General features: G+C 65.5%; 16 protein-coding genes. 7 read left to right on the plus strand and 9 right to left on the minus strand.

What is annotated here, in order from left to right; genetic code table 11:
- Positions 1–650 precede the first annotated feature (650 nt).
- The 6 genes from BLV49_RS11435 to BLV49_RS11460 all read right to left on the minus strand — a co-directional run bounded on the left by BLV49_RS11435 (position 651) and on the right by BLV49_RS11460 (position 8,446).
- Positions 651–1,964 carry a HipA domain-containing protein gene (locus BLV49_RS11435; RefSeq protein WP_091184265.1) on the minus strand — a complete coding sequence of 438 codons (1,314 nt, stop codon included), beginning with the start codon at positions 1,962–1,964 and terminating at the stop codon, positions 651–653.
- A complete protein-coding gene (locus tag BLV49_RS11440) occupies positions 1,945–2,685 on the minus strand; it encodes a helix-turn-helix transcriptional regulator (RefSeq protein WP_091184268.1) in 741 nt (246 codons plus the stop codon). Before BLV49_RS11440 ends, BLV49_RS11435 begins: the two co-directional genes overlap by 20 nt.
- A gap of 496 nt (positions 2,686–3,181) precedes the next feature.
- Positions 3,182–4,447 carry a hypothetical protein gene (locus BLV49_RS11445; protein ID WP_143034046.1) on the minus strand — a complete coding sequence of 422 codons (1,266 nt, stop codon included), beginning with the start codon at positions 4,445–4,447 and terminating at the stop codon, positions 3,182–3,184.
- Positions 4,448–4,898: 451 nt separating this feature from the next.
- Positions 4,899–7,043, minus strand: coding sequence for an RNA polymerase recycling motor ATPase HelR (gene helR, locus BLV49_RS11450; protein ID WP_091184275.1), 2,145 nt, complete (start codon positions 7,041–7,043; stop codon positions 4,899–4,901).
- A gap of 100 nt (positions 7,044–7,143) precedes the next feature.
- Positions 7,144–7,584, minus strand: a complete 441-nt coding sequence (locus BLV49_RS11455) for a carboxymuconolactone decarboxylase family protein (RefSeq protein WP_091184278.1) — start codon at positions 7,582–7,584, stop codon at positions 7,144–7,146.
- Positions 7,585–7,672: 88 nt separating this feature from the next.
- Positions 7,673–8,446 (minus strand): TetR/AcrR family transcriptional regulator C-terminal domain-containing protein, encoded by a 774-nt coding sequence (locus BLV49_RS11460; protein ID WP_143034047.1) that lies wholly within the window; start codon positions 8,444–8,446, stop codon positions 7,673–7,675.
- 16 nt (positions 8,447–8,462) lie between these two features.
- On the opposite strand from BLV49_RS11460, the gene BLV49_RS11465 reads away from it, so the two are divergent.
- Genes BLV49_RS11465 through BLV49_RS11485 form a run of 5 tightly spaced genes read left to right on the plus strand, consistent with a single transcriptional unit; the run spans position 8,463 to position 14,339 of the window.
- The gene (locus BLV49_RS11465; RefSeq protein ID WP_218132625.1) at positions 8,463–8,894 is read left to right on the plus strand and encodes a GNAT family N-acetyltransferase; all 432 of its coding nucleotides are present in this window, start codon (positions 8,463–8,465) and stop codon (positions 8,892–8,894) included.
- Between the two features lie 26 nt (positions 8,895–8,920).
- Positions 8,921–9,682 carry an ABC transporter ATP-binding protein gene (locus tag BLV49_RS11470; RefSeq protein ID WP_245723623.1) on the plus strand — a complete coding sequence of 254 codons (762 nt, stop codon included), beginning with the start codon at positions 8,921–8,923 and terminating at the stop codon, positions 9,680–9,682.
- On the plus strand, positions 9,679–12,192 hold the full coding sequence (locus BLV49_RS11475; protein WP_091184293.1) for an ABC transporter permease: 2,514 nt from the start codon (positions 9,679–9,681) through the stop codon (positions 12,190–12,192). Before BLV49_RS11470 ends, BLV49_RS11475 begins: the two co-directional genes overlap by 4 nt.
- Positions 12,185–13,648 carry an MFS transporter gene (locus BLV49_RS11480; protein WP_091184297.1) on the plus strand — a complete coding sequence of 488 codons (1,464 nt, stop codon included), beginning with the start codon at positions 12,185–12,187 and terminating at the stop codon, positions 13,646–13,648. The genes BLV49_RS11475 and BLV49_RS11480 overlap by 8 nt, the downstream gene beginning before the upstream one ends.
- A gap of 28 nt (positions 13,649–13,676) precedes the next feature.
- A complete protein-coding gene (locus tag BLV49_RS11485; RefSeq protein WP_091184300.1) occupies positions 13,677–14,339 on the plus strand; it encodes a histidine phosphatase family protein in 663 nt (220 codons plus the stop codon).
- On the opposite strand, the gene BLV49_RS11490 is transcribed toward BLV49_RS11485, so the two are convergent.
- Positions 14,340–15,335 carry a Gfo/Idh/MocA family protein gene (locus BLV49_RS11490; RefSeq protein WP_091184303.1) on the minus strand — a complete coding sequence of 332 codons (996 nt, stop codon included), beginning with the start codon at positions 15,333–15,335 and terminating at the stop codon, positions 14,340–14,342.
- Between the two features lie 192 nt (positions 15,336–15,527).
- Between BLV49_RS11490 and BLV49_RS11495 the strand changes: the two genes are divergently transcribed.
- Both BLV49_RS11495 and BLV49_RS11500 read left to right on the plus strand, forming a co-directional pair.
- A complete protein-coding gene (locus BLV49_RS11495; RefSeq protein WP_245723624.1) occupies positions 15,528–19,295 on the plus strand; it encodes an AAA family ATPase in 3,768 nt (1,255 codons plus the stop codon).
- On the plus strand, positions 19,292–19,504 hold the full coding sequence (locus tag BLV49_RS11500) for a hypothetical protein (protein ID WP_091184307.1): 213 nt from the start codon (positions 19,292–19,294) through the stop codon (positions 19,502–19,504). Before BLV49_RS11495 ends, BLV49_RS11500 begins: the two co-directional genes overlap by 4 nt.
- 43 nt (positions 19,505–19,547) lie before the next feature.
- Here the strand turns inward: BLV49_RS11500 and mscL are convergent, their stop codons facing one another.
- Positions 19,548–19,967, minus strand: coding sequence for a large conductance mechanosensitive channel protein MscL (gene mscL, locus BLV49_RS11505; protein ID WP_091184310.1), 420 nt, complete (start codon positions 19,965–19,967; stop codon positions 19,548–19,550).
- 16 nt (positions 19,968–19,983) lie between these two features.
- Entirely contained in the window at positions 19,984–20,220 is a 237-nt protein-coding gene (locus BLV49_RS17375; RefSeq protein ID WP_091184312.1) for an FmdB family zinc ribbon protein, read from the minus strand.
- Positions 20,221–20,225 lie beyond the last annotated feature (5 nt).

Raw genomic sequence — 20,225 nt, forward strand, 5'->3', positions numbered from 1 at the left:
TGTCCTCTGACCTGGGATGTCTTTCTGGCCTGGCACACCGAAGCGACTATTTGACCGCATTCCTAGAACTCCGACGGGATGCTCCGCCAGCAAGAACCTCTCGGGGTACATCACGCGTACCTCTTGATCACGACATTCGAGCAAATAGTACAGATCCCCGAAGGCTCGAGGCAGGTTCGCTCGATTAATCTCGTCGATGATTAACAGCCCGAGGCTGTCCATTCTCTGAGATCGCGTCCGCGAGTGGGACGGTGGTGCCTGAGCCAGGCGCGAATTCGAAAGCTTCTGTGGTTCGGACCGTCGGTCGAAGTCCTTCGACGAACTCCTCGTAGCCGTATGTCGGATGGAATTGCACGGCCTCAACCTGTGCATTGTTCTTGACCTAGCCTGACCGGCCGAGAAGGTAGGCGGGCAAGTGTCGGGCTACAAACATCTTGTCCGTGCCGGGCGGACCCGCGAGCACGATCTCGTGGCTGGTGCCCTGGATACTCTCGACCATCTTGAGGACCCTTCGTCGGGCAGATCCGCGCGGGCGGGCTGCTCCTACTCTTACTGCTCAACGACTCGTGGCGGCCCATACAACCCAGGTTGCAGGACGGTGCCCTTCGGGAACATTCCGGGCAAGACAGAGGCGTTGCTCCGAACGCGCTTCATGTGCCGCCCAGCACGTCTAGCACTCGCAGCGTCTGGGCGTAGGTCGCGTACGGATACAGCAGGACAGCAGGAAGCTCGCGGAGCGGTTGTGGCAGCATGCCGATCGTGTTGGCGAGGGCCGCCTGTAGGTTCGTCGCAATGTGAAGAGCGAAGTCGTCAAGGTGTCCGCTCGGGACCTCGGCGTCGCGTTCCAGAGTGCGGAGACTGTCAGGCCCCACCTCGCCAATTGTTGATGCCCCATCGATTGCGAAGGCCAATTTGACCGCGTCATATGCCCTGTAGTTCTTGGCGCGGACCACATCAGGCAGTTCAAACGGGAGGGCCGAGTTGAGGTCGTAGAACGGCGACAGATACGACTGATCGTGTGCGTGCGTGAGTGAGTAGTTCTTCGAGTGCCCATCGTTGTGCCCGATGATCCAGGAGAACACGAGGCACTCGGCGAAGCGCTGTTTCGCAACTCTGGCCGCGGTTGGAGCGAGGTCTCGGTCGAAGACGGCGAAGATGTCCTGGTAGCTTGGTCCGCCATCCCGTTCGTACTTGTTCAGGTAGGACGTGCCAGTTGCTTGGGCGAGATCCTCTTGGTGCAAGCGGATGCTGCGACCATCGACGAACACGCGATCAAAGCGTTTGACGATGAGGACGTGCTCGCCGTCGAAGACGCCAATCTCAGTGTCAGCCACGATCAGCCCGAGCTTGCGCGCCACTTGCAGCGTGATGTGCTCAGTGACATCGGATCCGTCGAGCGTATGGACGCCCGGTTTGAAAATGTGGGTGGACGGATGTTGCCCAGTTGGCTCGAACCACCGGCCCTCCCGGCGCGCCAGGGCGAACTTGCCCTGTGCACCGCCGAGAGAAAATCCCTCCTCAACAGGGCGGCGTTCCAACCAGTCCGAGTCGTCCGCACGGATCTGGCGGACTCGGGCAGCGACCATCTTGTCAGTCACGAGCGAGTACTCTGCTTCGCTTCGCGGGCCAACACCTGCGGGGTAGAACTCAAGCGCTCCGGCAACGTCAGCACCGTACACGGACAGAAGATCGAATGCGCTGTCGCTGGTGAGCTTGGCTTCTCGAGCCCAGCGAGACTTGACGTCTGGTCGGTCTGGGAGGAGATTCTCCATGAAACGCCTAGTCGTCTCGGCCGGGGCGACGTTCGCAACTACAGGGAGCTGAACTGAAATCGGAACCGGCTGCGCGCTCTCCACATAACAGGGCAGGTAGCGCAACCGCAAGTTGCCCCCGCGCCGCGTGATCGTTGCTACCCGACGACCATACAGATAGACATCGAGTGCACTAACCACTGTGTGGTCCATCTAGGTTGTCGTTCGCGCGACGGCGCCTGTCGGTTGTCAGGACCTCGCGATCCGGGTCTCCAGCCTCAATCGCCGCACTCAGGAGAGCTTTGCGCGCCTCCTCTACACCGATATCGGATCCAGTTCGTGCGGCGGTTTCCTGAACGCGATGAGTCAGATCGTTGAGGGCGGTCCGCCACCCAGCGATCAGGGCAGAGGCGTCGATCTCTCGGGTTGCTGCTGCGGCAGCTGCGGCGAAGGCGGAGATGTCGACTTTCCGGTTAGCGGCTGCCGCGAGCGCGGAGGTGTCGATCTCTCGGGTTGCTGCTGCGGCGGCTGCGGCGAGGGCGGAGGTGTCGATCTCTCGGGTTGCTTCTGCGGCGGCTGCGGCGAGGGCGGAGGTGTCGATCTCTCGGGTTGCTTCTGCGGCGGCTGCGGCGAGGGTGGAGGTGTTTCGTCCAGCGTCCAGAGCATCGAAGATGATCTTCTGGATCCTGTCACCGCCTGAGATCGAGCCGGCTTGCTGACGTCGGGGTTTCGCAGTGGCCTCGAGCCGAATATCTAGCTTCTCGAGGATGCGGAGCACGGTGTCGAATGACGCACCGCCGTGACCGCGCTCGATCCGGGCTATCGATTGTCGGGTAGTTCCGACGGCGTCCGCGATTTCTTGCTGGGTGAGATGCTGCGCCTGTCTTCGTGTCTTCACGATGCGCGCGAGGTCAGACGGTTTCTGAATCTGCATGCTCCCCCTCAAACTCTGTTCGGATTACCTGTCACCTACTTACTGACGGTACCTAAATCTAACATGGGGTCTATGTTAAATAAACCGAACACGGTAGCAATGTTTGCCAGCCGTAACATTCCTGCGGGCTGCCGTCCACATGACCGTCCGGCATGAAGCGCGCCCGCCCGGTGCATCGGGTGGAACGGAGCGGGGCCGCATCCTCCGATCTGGAGGAATCCCATCTGAGCGGCGTTGAGCATCAAGTGCTCTGGGAGCTGCTACGTCTTTTCGGTGACGCACCGCGCATCGCAAGCTTGGAATTGTCTCTACTGCGCGGGCGGTGCAAGCGTCACGAACATCGTAATGACCTCGACTGCTGCCACCACGCGCTCGAGGGCGCCCGCTACTCCCACCTATAGCACCTGATTGGCAGTGAAGCTCTCGACGCGTACAGCGCGGCATCCGGTTCCTTCACCCGTCACATTCGCACCTAGTCGCCGGGCGGCGAGGCGTGCTATGAATTCCGAGCGCGTGTTTCCCGTTCCCGCTCCGAATCGCTCCAGGGATTGGGACGCCTCCACCGCATGATGCGGCCCCAGCCAACCGACTTTTCAAAACGGTATCGGTCCCACAGAACACCTTCCAGCGCACGCCGCTGCCTGTCAAACGACGCTCGTTGTGCCTCAAGCGAGGTATATGCGTTACCGGCGACGACGAACTTCCACCTAGAGCCAAACGCAGTCGGCGACCGCCGCACCCGCCACCACGGAGTCACCCATGCAAGCACCGGGAGGACGAAAGCGGCCGCTAGGAGGAGACCGGTGATCGGCCCGTACTTCTGGCCCGAGTACAGCGCAGAGAAGCAGAGAAGGAGTCCAGTGACGAGGGCTTGCGCAAGGAAGCCAGCTATGGCTTCCAGTAGTCCCTCGGCGCCAGCCGTTCGCATGAGTTGCCAGGCACTAGGGGCGGAGAAGACAGATCCAATACCCACTATCACGACGGCAGCCGTTGGAGCTTGCCATATCAAAGTAGGAGTCAACGAAGCAGGGCTCCAATCACTCGACGACCACACTACGAGGACATAGAGTAAAGAATCGACGCAGACACAGATGAGCAGAGTCAGCAACCACAAGTAGCTTCTAACCGCTCGCTCCGAGCGGCCGACCGGCGCAGTGGGCAAGAAAGCAACCCGCTTGTGCAGCAGCGCAATTCGCCGCTCCACGCGCTTGAGCTGCCCTCGCATTCTTATGAGATCAAGAAGTGGTTCGCTGCGGCTTCGTGCGAAGCGCCCGGCAGAGAGACCCAAAAGCAGCATGATCGGGACGAGTGCAAGAACTGTTGCGAACTCAATCCCGCCGGCTGGCGAATTCCGACTAGTCACGCCCGGAACTATCAACCAAACGAGTGCCCATAAGGACCAAGTGGTGTATACCGCGGTGATGACTAGCGCCGCCTTACCCATCGCGATCCGCACCTCAAGTAGCCCCTTTGCGCCACTCTCATTGTCAAACTGTGCCTCGTCGTTGTGGCCATCCCAGTGCGGACGAAAGCTAATATCCGTGGGAATCGCTAGCCATACAAGAATTGTCACAAGCACCGTTGCAAGCAGCGGCGCGAACCACGGGGCGACTGCTGCCGTCCACTGCTCCGCTGCTCCGCTGACCATCGCCCAGTTGCGTTCGAAAGAGGCAGAGAGGTTCTCGGATGTCCAGATAACCGCGCTGTCCGCCGCGAGGATTGCCATCAGAATTAGTGAGACGAAAGTGAACATCACGGTCATGAGGACAACCATCTTCGTGACTGCGGTCCACGAATGCATATCTTCCCAGTCGCGCAAACCGTTCCCCAAGCCAATTGATGATACAGAAGTCCTTGCGGCGAGCTTAAGCTAAGAGATCGGCGCCGTCTCCGATGAACGTAGCTCAAAGAAACGCGGGGACGACGCGAATCGCCGCGTGTTGATTCTGCGATCAGACAGGAGTGGACTTAGTGACGATTTGCCGCATCATCGGCCCCGTATCGTGAGTGCGCTTAGGACATCATCGGGTGACACGACCGTTCCCGTGTGTGGGCGAAGGCGCCCCTCTCCCCACGCTCTGTTCAATCTGCCGCCAGCTGATCGATCGCAGCGGATGCGACGACGAGGCGGCGACTATCCATCGTCGTGAGCTGTACGTTGGCATGACTCGGGCGCGCGACGGACTCTGGGTCGGCGTCTGCGGCTAGCGCGCTCACCCAAGGATCACGAGCTGCTGGGTCGCGCGCGTCATGGCGACGTAGCGGTCGACGGCCCCTTCGATTCCCGTGCCGAACGACTCCGGGTTCACCAGGACGACGAGGTCGAACTCGAGACCTTTCGCGTTGACCGGGCTCAGCGACCTGACGCGCGAGGTGCCGTCGAACGACGGATCACCGATCACGCACCCGACTCCCTCCGCGTTCGCGTCGGACCAGGAATCGATGATGCTGTCGCGCCTCGAGATCGAATCGTGCACGACCGGGATGCCGCTGTGGCGGATGGACGTCGGCACGTTCGCGTCCGGGATCGCAGCGAGGATCACGGGCTCGGCCTCGACCATCACCTCGTCGGGAGTGCGGTAGTTGACGGTCAGGCTGCGCTGGGCGATGGTGCGCAGGCCGATTCGCTCGAGTCGCTCCTGCCACGACTCGGTGAATCCGTGCCGCGCCTGGGCACGGTCGCCCACGATCGTGAGGCTGCGTGACGGGCAGCGCCGCAGCACCATCTGCCACTCCGCATCGTTCAGTTCCTGCGCCTCGTCCACGATGACGTGCGCGAACGGCCCGCCGAGCAGGTCAGGGTCCGTCTTCGGCAGTGCCGCCTCGTCGTCGAGCGAGTTCTGGAAATCCTGCCCGCGCAGCATCGACATGACGGCCATCTCGGAATCGTCGGCCGCGATCAGGTCGTCGGCGACGCGTGAGCGCAGTTCCCGCTCTGCAGCAGAGATCGCTTCGGCCTGCCGGGTGCGTCGTGACGCCGTCGAATCGCCGAGGCGCTGCCTGGCAGCATCCAGAATCGGTAGGTCTGACACGGTCCACGCGTCTTTGCCGGGGCGCTGCAGCTTCTGCACCTCCTCGGCCGACAGCCACGGGGCGCACATGCGCAGATAGGCGGGAACTGACCAGAGGTCGGCGACGAGCACTTCGGCGTCGATCAGGGGCCAGGCGCGGTTGAAGGCGCGGGTCAGTTCCCGGTTCTGCGCGAACGACCGGAGGAGCGCATTGGCCGGCGCGTCCTCGTCGCCGTGCTTCTCGATGAGGATCGCGGTGAGCGTCTCCCACACCTGCTCGCGAGCTTCGTTGTGCGGAACACCCGGTTCCGGCGAAGCGAACGCGTCGGCCCAGTCGTCGACCGTGACGAGCACCTCCGACCAGGCGGTCTCGACGAGGAGCTCCTCGGTCGGCGGCTCCTCGTACAGTCGCACTGCCGGTTCGATCGCACTAACCATGCGGGCGTCGGACTTCAGCCGGGCGACCTCGAGGTCCGTCTCGATCAGCGCCGTCGCGCCCTCCGGGACCAGATCCCGCAGCGTGCAGATCTGCACGCCTTCCTCTCCGAGACTCGGGAGCACGTCATCGACGTACGCGAGGTACGCGTCGTGCGGTCCGATGAACAGAACGTCGCCGCGGCGCTCGCCGAGGTGCGGCTCCGAGTACAGCAGGTAGGCCGCGCGGTGCAGGGCGACGACGGTCTTTCCAGTTCCCGGGCCACCGTCGACGACGAGTGCGCCGCGGGAGCCGGCGCGGATGATGGCGTCCTGGTCAGCCTGGATCGTGCTCAGTACATCGCGCATGCGCGGTGAGCGGCTGCTGCCGAGACTCGCGATGAACGCCGACTGATCGTCGAGCGCCGCGTAGCCGTCCAGACCGTCGAGAGCGAACACCTCGTCCCAGTAGTCGCTGACCCGGCCGTTGCTCCACCGGTAGCGGCGGCGACTCGCGAGTCCCATCGGGTGACCGTGCGTGGCCGCGAAGAACGGCTCCGCGGCCGGGGCACGCCAGTCGACGAGAAGACGGCGACCCTCGGCATCCGAGAGCCCGAGCCGGCCCACGTACAACGGCTCACCCGTGTCGGCGCTCACCATACGCCCGAGGCACAGGTCGAGCGTGAAGCGCCGCAGCAGCCGCAGCCGCGCCTCGAGCCGGTGGATCTCCATGTCGCGGTCGAGAGCGTCCTGGCCCTCGCCGCTCGGCAGGCGCAAGGTTGCGTCCAGGCGGTGGGACAGGTCGGTGATGAGGGTGTCGAGGCTCTCTGCGATGGCGGCGAAGTGTCGTTCGTCGTCGCCGATGAGGGCGGGGTCGGCCTTGGCGGCCAGTCGTTCGGGCAGGTTGAAGGCGCGGGCGGCGGCACGGATCATGTGGGGCTCCGAAGGGTGAGGTGAGAGGGTCATTCTGCCTGCACCCCGGGCTCTTGCCGCAAGCCCCCTGCCGCGCGATATCCTGGAAGTGGCAGGACGGCTACGGATGCACGGGGTAGTGGCTCGAGACTGCCACGCGGTTCCACGCGTTTATCGCCACAGTCACCCAGACGACGACGGCGACCTGTTCGTCGGTGAGGGCGCTCGAGTCGAGTTCGGGCAGATGACGGGATGCCGCCATGTCGGTGGTGCGCTCCGCGATAGCGAGCGCCGCCTGCTCCTCCGGGGAGAAGTACTGCGACTCCCACCAGGCGGCGATCACCGCGAGACGATCGCTCGACTCGCCCTTCTCGATGGCCTCGCGCGTGTGCATGCGCAGGCAGAACGCGCAGCCGTTCAGCTGCGAGGCGCGAATCTTGACGAGATCGATGATGTGCGGGTCCAGTTCGGCCTTCTCCGCGGCCGCCCTCACCGCTCCCTCGAGGTCGATGAGCGCCTGATAGGCGCTGGGGACGAGTTTGCTTGCGTTCACGTGCGTCATTGCCTGCCTCCTTCTACGTGTGCTCCCATGCTCTCAAGCGCGAGCGTGCAGAAGAAGAGGCCGGTGGACTCGCGAGGGGGAGGCGGCGTCAGACGGTGCGGCCGGCGCGAGCCATCGCGTCGGCGAAGCCGTCGAGCAGCAGTTCAAGCCCGTATTCGAATTCCGCCGCATCGTCCTGCTCATTGAGGGTTGGCCCGATCTCTGTGACCAGAGGGAGGAGACGGTCGGATGACGCGCTCCCGATATCCTCTCGGGCGTTTCCAGTGATCACACGTGATTCGGCGGTGAAATAGCCGCCGAGCTCGATGTCGATTGTGCCGAGCGAGTAGGCAGCTAGGGCGCGATAGCAGCGGGCCGTGCTGAGAGCGTCGAATCCGGCGCGTCGAAACGCTCGAAACCCGGCTTCGACGAACACCAGCGCGTCGGGTGTGTGCGGTGGGAAGCGCCGGATGAGGACAGCGGCGTTCTTATGCCGGAGTCCCACCAGTCGGACGGCGCGCATGATGTGCCGCATCGCATCCCGCCAGTGCGCGTCCTCAGGTGGCGCTTCGACCTCAGCGAGCAGCAGTTGAGTCACGCCGTCCAAGAGTGAGTTCTTGTCAGGAAAGTACGTGTACAGCGACATTGCGGAGGAACCGAGATCTTGAGCGATCCTGCGCATGCTCAGCGCTTCGACCCCATCAGCGTCGATCGCGGCGAGTGCCGCCTCCGCGATGACTCGCTGCCCAAGTTTTGAAGCCATATTTCCCCTTCCCTCTTGACAGCGTACAGCGTACGGATCTATACATATCTCAAACGTACGGTGTACGCGACTACCTAGACGACGTAAGGAATAGAAGATGACGACAATTCGAAGGGCCACTGCAGCAGACGCGCGAGTGCTCGACGAGATGGTGCGCGAACTGGCCGCGCATGAGGGATCTGCCGAGCATGTGCGCGTTGATGAGAAAGGCTGGCGTGCCTCGCTCAAGCGCGACGACGTCACAGTGCTCATCGCCGAACAGAGGCAGAACGCGGTCGGATTTGCATCCATGATGAGGCGCTTCCACTTGTGGAGTGGAGCCGAACATCTCGCCCTTGACGATCTCTTCGTGCGGGAAGGGCACCGCGATCAAGGCATTGGTACACAGCTGATGAGCGCAGTCGCAGAGCTTGCCGACGAAGACGATCTCCTTGTGCTGCGGGGTGTTCGCCTCGACAACTACTCCGGCCAGCGCTTCTACTCGCGCCTCGGCGCCTCGCTCACGACCAAGATGACCGCGACGTGGACTCGCGAACACTACCGCCTCCACCTCGCAGCAACTCGCTGATATCGGCCCCGAAAGGACACATGAACATGAACACCCCTACAGCTGTCGAGGCCATCGAACTCGTCAAGACATATGGCGACTCAGACACCATCGTCAAGGCGCTCGACCACGCAAGCCTCTCCATTCTGCGCGGCAGATTCACGGCCATCATGGGCCCATCAGGCTCAGGAAAATCGACGCTGATGCACGCGATGGCGGGGCTCGACTCGGTAGATTCAGGCAGCATCCGTCTCGGCGATATGGAGATGACGCGGCTCAGTGAACGCGAGCGCACGGTGCTTCGTCGGACGCGAATCGGCTTTGTCTTCCAGTCGTTCAATCTGGTCCCCGCACTCACCGCGGAGGAGAACATCGAGCTGCCGCTTCGGCTCGCTGGTCAGAGGGCAGACCGCGCGTGGCTCGATGAACTTGCAATGACGCTCGGAATCTCCGATCGGCTCAAGCATCGCCCCTCGGAGCTCTCCGGCGGCCAGCAGCAGCGCGTCGCCGTGGCGCGCGCCCTCGTGAGCCGACCGAATGTGGTGTTCGCCGACGAACCCACGGGCGCACTCGACTCTCGCACCAGCCATGCGCTCCTGTCGTTTCTTCGTCGAGCCGCGCACGAGTTCGACCAAACGATCGTCATGGTCACTCACGACCCCAACGCCGCCGCCCATGCCGATCGCGTGGAGTTCCTCTCGGACGGCCGCGTCGTGGATGGATTCGACGAGCCGACGGCTGGAAAGGTGCTCGACCGAATGGCGCTCTTCGAAGTTGCCTCGGCAATTGAACCGGAGGTGGCGGCATGATCCGGATCGCCATCGCCCAGATCCGCGCACATCGCGTTCGGCTCGCGCTCACCATCACAGCAGTGATGCTCGGTGTGGCTTTCGTATCGGGCAGCCTCGTGCTCAACGACACCGCCCAGAAGCTGTTCGATCAGCAGTTCCGGACGGCGGCTGCCGGTGCCGACCTCACCGTGCGCACCGCCACCGCATTCGATTCCGGCATGGGCGTCGATGTCGAACGGGACCCGATATCCGCCGACGTCGTGCAGAAGGTTGCTTCCGTGGAAGGCGTCAGCGCGGCAGTCCCCGTCGGAAAGGGGACATCGCGACTGGAACGAGACGGCGTCGACCTCGGCGCCGCTCAACTCACGACCTGGATTCCGGAGCCGATCGGAGCGTATCCGCTCCTCGCCGGCACTGCGCCGGATGGGTCAAACGAAGTAGCCGTCGACAAGGCCGCCGCGGACGCGCTAAGGCTTCAGCTCGGAGACCACATCACCCTTGTCGCTGAGAGAGGCTTGGATGTCGTCGTCGTCGGTTTGGTCGGTTTCGGCGACGCTGACGGGCCGCCTCTCGGCATGAGCGTGCTCGCCAGCCTGCCCACAGCGCAGAACGTGCTCGGGCTCGGCGAGGACGTCTCAGAGATTTTGGTCACGACGGAGCGGACGGTTGCTGAATTGCAACCCGTACTCGCACGCGAACTCGGCACAGTCATGCAAGTTGCCACAGCGCAGGATCTGGCCACGGCGGGAGCGGAGTCCGCTGCTGCCAATCTTCAAATGCTGCAGGTGGTGCTGATTGCAATGGCCCTCGCTGCGCTCGTGATCGGATCCTTCCTCATCGCCAACACGTTCAGCATTGTCATTTCCCAACGAACCCGGGAGCTAGCCATTGTCCGGGCCGCCGGCGCGACGGGAGGACAGGTACTCGGATCGGTGCTACTCGAAGCCGTTCTCGTCGGAATCGTCGCCTCCGCCGTCGGAGTTGTGCTCGGCATCGTATCGACGTTCGGACTGCGGTCGCTTGCTCGCACATTCGGCGTCAGCATCCCCGACGGAGACCTTGTCATCCAACCCATCACCGTGATTCTCTCGTTCGGGATCGGCGTGCTTGTGACCGTGGTCGCGGCGCTGGGACCAGCCCGGCGTGCAGCGCGAGTCTCGCCGGTTGTCGCCATCCGTTCCAGCGCAGTGGAATCACGGCGATTCCGCCCGCTCCGTGTATTTACGGCAACCGCACTGCTTACGGCAGGAGGCACCATCGCACTACTGCCGACGTTCGGGGCGCCGATGGTGCTGCTGGCCGTCGGCCTCGCCCTCGCGCTTGTCGGGTTCGTGCTCCTCGCACCCGTGCTCATGCGGCCGCTGGTTCGCCTCGTCGCCGTTGCGATCGCGCAGACGATACCGGCCCGGCTCGCTCGCGATGCGGCTGCCCGGGCACCGCGTAGGACCGCGGTCACGGCGATGGCACTTGCATTCGGCCTCGCGCTCATGAGCTTCGTCGTGATCGTCGGTGCCTCAGTCAAGGACGCGACGGGCGAACAGTACCGGGAGGTCATTTCCGCTGATGCCGTCATCGAGAGCGCTGGCCAGGAGATGCTCGGCGGCGTGCATGCCGCCGTGTACGACGAGATCACCGCCCTCGACGAGGTCGGAGTTGTCACGCGACTCAAATACGGACATTGGAAGGACGGCGACGCGACGAGCGCCTTAACCGCCGTCGATCCGGTGGTGATCGGTGAGGTCGCGGCAATCAGCATGCGCGACGGCGTCCTGTCCGAACTGTCCGGAGGTGGCATCGTCATCGCGGAACGCGTCGCCGATGACCGCGGCCTCCGGGTGGGTGATCAGCTCCCGATGCTGTTCGCTCGGACGAATGCGCAACAGCTGCCGATCGTCGGCATCATGGCGAACCGCGTCGCGGCGGCCCTGCAAACCGACTATGTGATCTCGCTCGACACATATCGCGAGCACTATGCGGAGGACATGGACGCGAGCATCTTCGTACTGGCCGCGCACGGGATCAGCCCCGATCGGCTCAGCACAGCGCTCGAGGACGCCCTGACTGATCATCCAACGGCGCAAGTGCGCGATCAGGCTGCAGTTATCGCCGGTCGTACCCAGGCGGTGGATCAGATCTTCGGCCTCGTCACTGTGCTCCTGGCATTCGCGATGGTCATCGCCGTGCTGGGAATCGCGAATACCCTCGCCCTGTCCATCGTCGAGCGAACCCGCGAGATCGGGTTGCTGCGTGCAGTCGGGATGTCGCGCAGATCCGTCGCTGGGATGGTGCAGATGGAAGCGGTCATCGTCTCGGTGATCTCCGTGGCACTCGGCCTCGGCATAGGGTTTGCGGCAAGTTTTGCTGCAATCGGTGCGCTATCGACAATCGCTCCGTTGCCAGCCGTGATTCCCGGTCCGCAACTTGTCCTTGTCGCAGCTGTCGTTGCGTGCGCCGGAACCCTGGCCGGTATCGCTCCCGCGTGGCGGGCGGCGCGACTCCCGGTACTGGAGGCGATCGGACATGCGTAACACTCGCGAACGATCACTTGTCCTCATCCTCGTGTCCGCGCAGTTCGTGGTCATGCTGGACTCGTCGATTCTCAACGTCGCTCTCCCCAGCATCACGTCGACCTTCGGGCTCACCGCTGTGGGCACAGCATGGGTACTCAACGCGTACTTCTTGTCGTTCGGAGGACTGCTGCTCGTCTCGGGTCGCGCCGCTGATGTGTTCGGACGTCGGCGCATGTACCTCGCCGGCTCGGCCGTTCTGGTGGCGGGCTCTGTTCTTGGCGGATTCTCCTCGACTGACGCGGTCCTGATCGCATCACGCCTCGCACAAGGTGCCGGAGCGGCGATGCTGAGTCCCGCAGCCATGGCGGTCCTGCTCTCCCGTTACTCAGGTGCGGCGCGCACTGGAGCGATGAGTCACTGGGGCGCAGCGTCGACCGTCGGGGGAGCAGTAGGCGTCACGGCAGGGGGACTGCTCACGGCGTGGCTCGGCTGGCAGAGCGTGCTGTTCGTCACCGGGGCCGTCGCCGCGCTCGTCGGAGCGATCGGACTGGTGCTCCTACCTCCGGATGACTCGACGACGACGCGGCGGTTCGATGCGGCGGGTGCAGCGCTGCTGACGGGCGCTTCCGTTGCCGCGGTACTCGCCATTCTTGCCGTACCGGACGCCGGGTTCGGATCGATCGAGGTTCTGGCCCCCGCCGCTCTATTCGTCGGGTGCCTGGTGTCCTTCGTCCTCGTCGAAAGACATGCGGCCGACCCGATTCTGCAACCCGCCGCGCTGAGCGATCGCCGCGTTGCCGGCGGAATCGCGGCGAACGTTCTCGGAGGCAGCGCGCGGATCGCTTGCTTCGTTCTCGTGGCGCTGTTGCTCCAGCAGGTCCTGGAGTACGACGCGGGTCGTGCCGGACTGGCGATGCTCCCCACATCGATCGCGGGCTTCGCTGTCAGCACGATGCTCCTCCCGCGCGCCTTGAAGAAGTGGGGGCCAGAGAAGATCGTGGTGGTGGGCCTCGGCCTGCTCGTCGTGGCGCACCTTCTGCTCTCGACCGTTGACCGGGGAAACTCGTATCTCCTCATCGTGCTGCCCGCGCTCGTCCTCGCGGCGGCCGGTGTCGCCTTCAGCTTCACGCCGACGACCCTCGTCATCGCAAACGGCATGGCTGCCCGAAACGCCGGTGTGAGTTCCGGACTCTCCTCGGCCACCGCGCAGATCGGGGGAGCGATCGGTATGGGAATTTTCGGAGCCATCGACGCGGCCAATCGCGCCGGCGTTCTCGACGCGGGCGGGACCTCGCACGCCGCTGCCGAGGCTGGGCTGTGGTCGGCGCACCTCGCAGCGGCGGCGCTCGCGGCGTGCGCCGCGGTGATAGCGCTCTGCTCGTTCCCGAGCTTGAGGAGGGCCGCCTCGCCGGCATCGCTCGTCGCGCGCGGGAGCGCACCGGCGTCCACGCTTCCCTCAGGGGCCGCTTCGTAGACTGGATGACGAGCTGAAGGAGTGCCACATGAGACTGCTGCTGATCCGCCACGGGCAGACCCCGTCCAACGTGATCGGAGCACTCGACACGACGGTTCCCGGCCCCGGTCTGACCGACCTCGGTCTCGAGCAGGCCGCCGCGATCCCTGGCGCGCTCGCCGGAGAAGAGATCGGCGCGCTCTTCGCGTCGACGCAGCTGCGTGCGCAGCTGACCGCGCAGCCGCTCGCGCGCAGCACGGGACTGGAGCTGCAGGTGCGTGACGGGCTCAAGGAGATCTCGGCCGGCGACCTCGAGATGCGCAACGACTGGGATGCTGTCGTGGAATACCACCGCACGTCCTTCGCCTGGATCAACGGCGACCTCGATGAGCGCATCCCGGGCGGCGAAGACGGACACGAGGCGCTCGGCCGCTTCGACGACGTTGTCGACGAGGTCGCGGCTCGCGCCGAGGGCACGGTCGCGATGGTCGCGCACGGTCAGGTCATTCGCGTCTGGGCGGCCGCGCGCGGCGGCGTGAGCGTGGACTTCGCCTCGGAGAACCCGTTGCACAACACCGGCGTCGTCGTGCTCAAGGGCGACCCCGCCTCCGGCTGGGAGGTGCTCGAGTGGGCAGGGACGCCGCTCGGCGGTGAGAAGCTCGACGCAGGCATCAGCGGCGGCCCCGGCGGGACGACGGCTCCCGTCGAGTAGCTACGCCGTCGGTTCGCGCAGCGGGAGACCCGCGGCGCGGTAGGCGTCGTCGATGAGGGCCATTGTGTTCACCGCGTCGGCGGCATCCGATTCGACACGCGTGCCGTCGCGCACCGCCGCGATGAACGCGTCGAGCTGGAAGGCATAGCTCGTGCGCTCGGTGACGGTCTCGGTGCGGACGATGTCGCCGATCGTGATGCGGAACTCGTTGCCGAGCTGCGGCAGGAACGGGAACGTCGACACGGCGGTGCCGCGCGTTCCCGTGATTGTCGCCGACATGCGCATTCCCGGCGGGGTCGACTGCATGGACCCGATCGCGCGGCCCGACACGCCGTGGGGGAAAGCGAGTTCGATCGTCATCGTGCCGTCCACGTCGGGCGAGAACTCGGTCGCGGTCGCCGAGACGACCGACGGCTCGCCGAGCCCGAGCGCGCGCATGAGGCGCAGTGGGTAGCAGCCGACGTCCATGAGCGCGCCGCCGGCGAGGGCGAGGCTCCAGCGGACGTTGTCGGGCTCGTCGGCGATGCTGAAACCGAACTCGGCCTCCACGCGCGTGATCTCGCCGAGTTCGCCGGAGACGATCAGCTCACGCAGGCGCTGCGTCACCGGGTGGTAGAGGTTGTGGAACGCCTCCATCACGACGAGACCCGAGGTCTGTGCGGCGGCCGCCACCTCGCGCGCCTCGTGCGCGTTCGCCGTGAACGGCTTCTCGCAGAGCACGTGCTTTCCCGCGGCGATCGCCGCGAGCGTCCACCGGCCGTGCAGGCCGTTCGGCGTGGGAACATACACGGCGTCGACGTCGTCAGAAGCGAGAAGCTCCTCGTACGAGCCGAACGCTCTCGGGATCCCGTGGATCTCCGCGAAGGCGCGGGCGCGTTCGAGGTCGCGCGCGGCAACCGCGACGATCTCGGCACCCGGGATGTCGGAGGCGGGCTCGATGAGGGCGCGTGGGGCGATGTCGGCGGCGCCGAGGATGCCGATGCGAACGGGAAGCATGTGCCAAGTCTGGCAGAGCGCGCGCCGGTCGTGCGCTTCACGGCAGGCGTCCGGATGCCGCTTGTGACGTGTGCGGGGGGCACGCCGCCCCCTCTGGCCACGTCAGCCCACGAAACTGGGCGAAACTCGCCCGCATTACCGGAGTTTGCGCGTGTCTCGACATATTGTGTGGATGTGTGGAGGCTTGAAAAGATGAACGAGTCAGCGGTCAGGGACGATGACTACTCGCTCGACCTCGCCCCAAACCCGACGGAGCCTCAGATGATCTCGGTCGGCGATCCCTCCGTCTCGATGGGAAACGTCGCGGACGACCAGTGGGCGCGCTGGCGCAGCGAGCTGGCCTCGGTCGGCGGCGACTCGCCTCTGCTGCACTTCGAGGACGAACGCCGGTTCCGCATCGAGCTGAGCGCCGCGCACCCGGGCAGCCTCCCGCAGTTCATCACCGGTCACTCCACGCTGCTGTCGAACCTCGTGCGCGACGACGTCGCCCTGCGCGCGGCGAAGATCGCCGCCGACCTGATCACGACGAAGGGCATCGAGCTTCGCACGGTTCGCGGACTCGAGGCCGTGCATCTCGCGATCGGTCTCGCGCACTGGCGCCACGGCGGCGAGAACTTCTGCGCTCCGCTCCTGCTGCGGCCGCTCGCCATCCGTCGATACGGCAACGACTTCGAGCTCAAGCTCACCGAGCAGACGATGCTCAATCCCGAGCTCGCGCGTGCTCTCGCGGAGCAGTTCGACATCCACCTCGACGCGAGCGCGTTCGAGTCGCTCTCGATGCAAGACGGCATCTTCAAGCCGCAGCCCGTCATCGACAGCCTGCGCGGCCTCACCGCGCACCTCGACTGGTTCAACGTGCAGCCGCGACTCATCGTCTCGTCGTTCTGCTCCGTCGGCCCCGCCATGCAGCGCGACGCCGCCGAGCTCGACCACCCCGTTCTCGACGCGCTCGCGGGCAACGCGAGCGCGCGCCGACTGATCGAGTCGGGAACGAAGCTCGTCGACGCCGTCGGCTCTGACGAGCGCAGCCCCACGACCGACACGCTTCTCCTCGACTCCGACGCGGAGCAGGAGAACGTGATCGCCCAGATCGCCGAGGGGCAGTCGGTCGTCGTGCACACGCTGCCCGGGACCGGCGGCACGCAGACGATCGTCAACGCCATCGGCACTCTCGTCGCCGCGCACAAGCGCGTGCTCGTCGTGAGCGCCCGCCGCTCCACCCTCGACGGCATCCGCCACCGGCTCAACGGTGTCGGCCTGCAGGGCGTCGCCGCCCACCCGCGCACCCTTCGCCGTGACCTCGTGCAGGCGATCACGCGCAACGAGAAGGCATCGATGCCGAAGGTCGCCGACATCGACGACGCTCTCGTGCGCTTGCGGAAGGTGCTGCTCGACTACCGCACGTCTCTCGCGCAGACCGACCCGGGCCTCGGCGTCAACATCTCGCAGATGCTCAGCGCCCTCACCGCACTGTCGAACCGGCCGAACCCGCCGTCGACCACCGCGCGGCTCGGCTACGCCTCGCTCGTGCAGCTCGCGACGGGACGGGACGCGGTGGCGAGCTCGCTCGCGCAGGCCGCCGCTCTCGGTGAGTTCCAGTACGGTCCCGACGACTCGCCCTGGTACGGCGCCAACTTCACGAGCACGGAAGAGGCCAAGGCCGCGCACGAGCTCGCGAAGCGCATCAACCACACCGACCTTCCGCGCCTGCTCGAGCGCGGCTACGAGCTGATCGGGCAGACGCGCATGCGCCCGTTCGAGACGATCGACGAGCTCGGCATCTACCTGCGGCTGCTTCTCGATGTGCGCGAGACGCTCGACAAGTTCCAGCCCGCGGTGTTCGACCGCTCGCTCACCGAGCTCATCGCCGCCACCGGCAGCCGGCGGGAAGCGCCGAACATGTCGGGAGCGAACCGGCGCCGCCTCAAGAAGCTCGCACGCGAGTACGTGCGGCCGGGCGTGCACATCGCCGACATGAACGCCGCGCTTCGGCGCATCCAGCAGCAGCGCATCATGCTGCAGCGCTACGTCGACGCGGGCATCAGCCCCGAGGTGCCACTCGGCATCGCCGACGTGCAGGTCGCGCACCAGCGCGTCACAGCGGACCTCGGCCAACTGGACGCCCCGCTCGGCCGCCTCGACCGGGACTCGAAGCTCTCGGCCCTGCCGATAAAGACGCTCGTGCGCGTCATGTCCGGCCTCGCCGCGGAATCAACCGTGATGGACAACCTGCAGGAGCGCACGACGCTCATCGCCGAGCTGCGCGAAAAGGGCCTCACGCCGCTGCTGACCGACCTGTCCAACCGACACGTGCCCGCCGAGCAGGTCTCGGCCGAGCTTGAACTCGCCTGGTGGCAGTCGGCGCTCGAGCACACCCTCGCGACCGACAAGGCGCTCCTCGGCGCCAACACCAAGGTCATCGACCGGCTCGAGTCCGACTTCCGGCTCGTCGACGAAGCGCACGCGTCCGCGTCCGGTCAGCTGCTCGCCGGCACTCTCGCCGAAACCTGGAAGATCGGGCTCGTCGACTGGCCCGAAGAGGCGCGAAGCCTGCGCACGCTGCTCAAGTCGAGCCCGCGCGTGAGCCCCCAGCAGCTCGAGCTCCACGTCCCGCACCTGTCGCGCGTGCTCTCGCCCGTCTGGCTCAGCTCGCCCTACGAGGTGCCAGCCATTCCCGAGAGCGTGCGGTTCGACGCCGTGTTCATCGTCGACGCGGGCGCCACCACCCTTGCGGAGAACGTCGGCGCCATCAAGCGCGCCAAGCAGGTCGTCGCGTTCGGCGACACCGTGACGCAGAGCCCAACGCCGTTCCACACGGCCGTCGCGGATGCCGCGTCCGACGCGGCTCTCGCCGAAGACGTCGAGTCGCGCCATGCCGACTCGGCGCTCGCTCGCCTCTCGGAGCTGCTGCCCGGTCTCACGCTCACGCGCAGCTATCGCGCCGGGGGAGAGGACCTCGCAGAGCTCGTCAACCAGCGCTTCTACGGCGGCGAGATCGACTCCCTGCCCTGGGCCGGCTCGTTCCTCGGTCACGGCAGCCTCACTCTCGACTACGTCGCCAACGGGCACGGCATGCCCGATCCCGACACCGGAACGGTGGAGTCGGTCGACGCCGAGGTCGTTCGGGTCGTCAACCTCGTGCTTGAGCACGCGACGAACCGACCACGCGAGTCGCTCATGGTCATCACGGCGAGCCAGCGGCATGCGACGCGCGTGCAGCAGTCGGTGCTCGCCGCGTTCGCGCGACGCCCCGACCTGTCGGAGTTCATTCTCAAGGAACGCGCCGAGCCGTTCACGGTGCTCACCCTCGAGCAGTCCGTTGCTGAGAGCCGCGACCGCGTCATCTTCTCCCTCGGCTACGGCGTCACGCCCCACGGCCGCGTGCTCTCGACCTTCGGGACGCTCGGCGAGCCCGGCGGCGACCGACTCCTCGCCGTCGGCATGACGAGAGCTCGCCGGTCCATGGTTCTCGTCACGTGCATCCGCCCGGAGGACATCGACCCCGAGCGCATGCAGCACGGCATCGCCGCTCTCGCGCAACTGCTGCAGGAGCCGCCGCGCTGGTCGCCGCGCCCGCCCGTCACCGACGGCGCGGAGCCGATGATGCTCGACCTGGCCGAGCGGCTGTACCGCAACGGGCTGTCTGTGGAGATCGGCTACCGCGGCAAGCTCGCTCTTGTCGCGAGCTACGGCTCGAAGGCCATCGTCGTCGAGTCCGACGTCGAGGTCGGCGCCGAGTCGCTGCGCGAATCGCTGCGCCTGCGCCCGGAGGTGCTGCGCCGGCTGGGCTGGCACTACCTGCGGGTGCACGGCTTCGACCTGTTCAGCGACCCTGTCGCTGTCGCACGCAAGGTCATGTCGGTTCTCGGCGCGCCGGAGACGGTGCCGGCGGAGCCGGGGAGCGAGAGAGCAGCTCAGCTCATCGACACGGCGCCGCAGCCGACGCTCGACATGCCATGACCGGCGACGAGGTGCCCAAACCGGCTCCGCGACGCGTCGTACGCAGCCGCGGCGGGCGCCGCGCGACGCTCCCGCCGGTGCCCGGCACCGACCCGGAGCCGGAGAAGAACGCTCCGCGGCCCGACAGCGAATCCGATCAGAGCTGGGGCGACGACCCGAGCGGCAACGACCGCCGGCTGCGCGCCGACAAACCGCCGCACTGGGGATGACGCGTTCGCGGCCTTGCAAGGCCGGACGGCAACTCTGCCTCTGCTACGACTGCTTGTCCTTCGCGAGCAGGTCGCGGATCTCCGTGAGAACATCGAGCTCCGTGATGGGAGCCTCTTCGTCGATGTTCCCCGTCTTGCGAAGCGTATCCATCCGCTTCTTCAAGATGTTGATCGGAAGCACGAACGCGAAGTAGATCACCGCGGCGACGATGACGAAGTTGATGAGGGCGCCGATCACCGCTCCGAAGTGCAGAACCGCGTCGTTCCCCGGGCCAAGGGTGGGAATGACCACGTTGAACGCGTTGTCAAGACTCTCCGCGTTGAAGAGAGCGCCGATCAGCGGGTTGAAGATCTTCTCGACGACCGAGTTGACGACCGCCGTGAACGCGGCTCCGATGACGACGGCGACGGCAAGGTCGATGACGTTGCCGCGCATGATGAATTCGCGGAATCCCTTGAGCACGCGGGCCCCTTTCCTCTCAATCGGAGGACGAAGCCCCCGCGTTCGATGACGAGCTTGACGATACCGTGCTGCTTGATGCCCTCGCGTCATTTCGGTAGAAGCCGCTCCCGTTGAAGGTCACGCCGAGGTTCCCGAAGACCTTGCGCAGTTTGCCGCCGCACGAGGGGCACTCGGTGAGCGACGCGTCAGAGAAGGACTGGTGGATGTCGAAGGCGTGATTGCACGTCGTGCAACGGTAGGAGTAGGTGGGCATGGTTC

The organism is Paramicrobacterium humi, from assembly GCF_900105715.1.
GTDB classification, from domain to species: Bacteria; Actinomycetota; Actinomycetes; order Actinomycetales; family Microbacteriaceae; genus Paramicrobacterium; species Paramicrobacterium humi.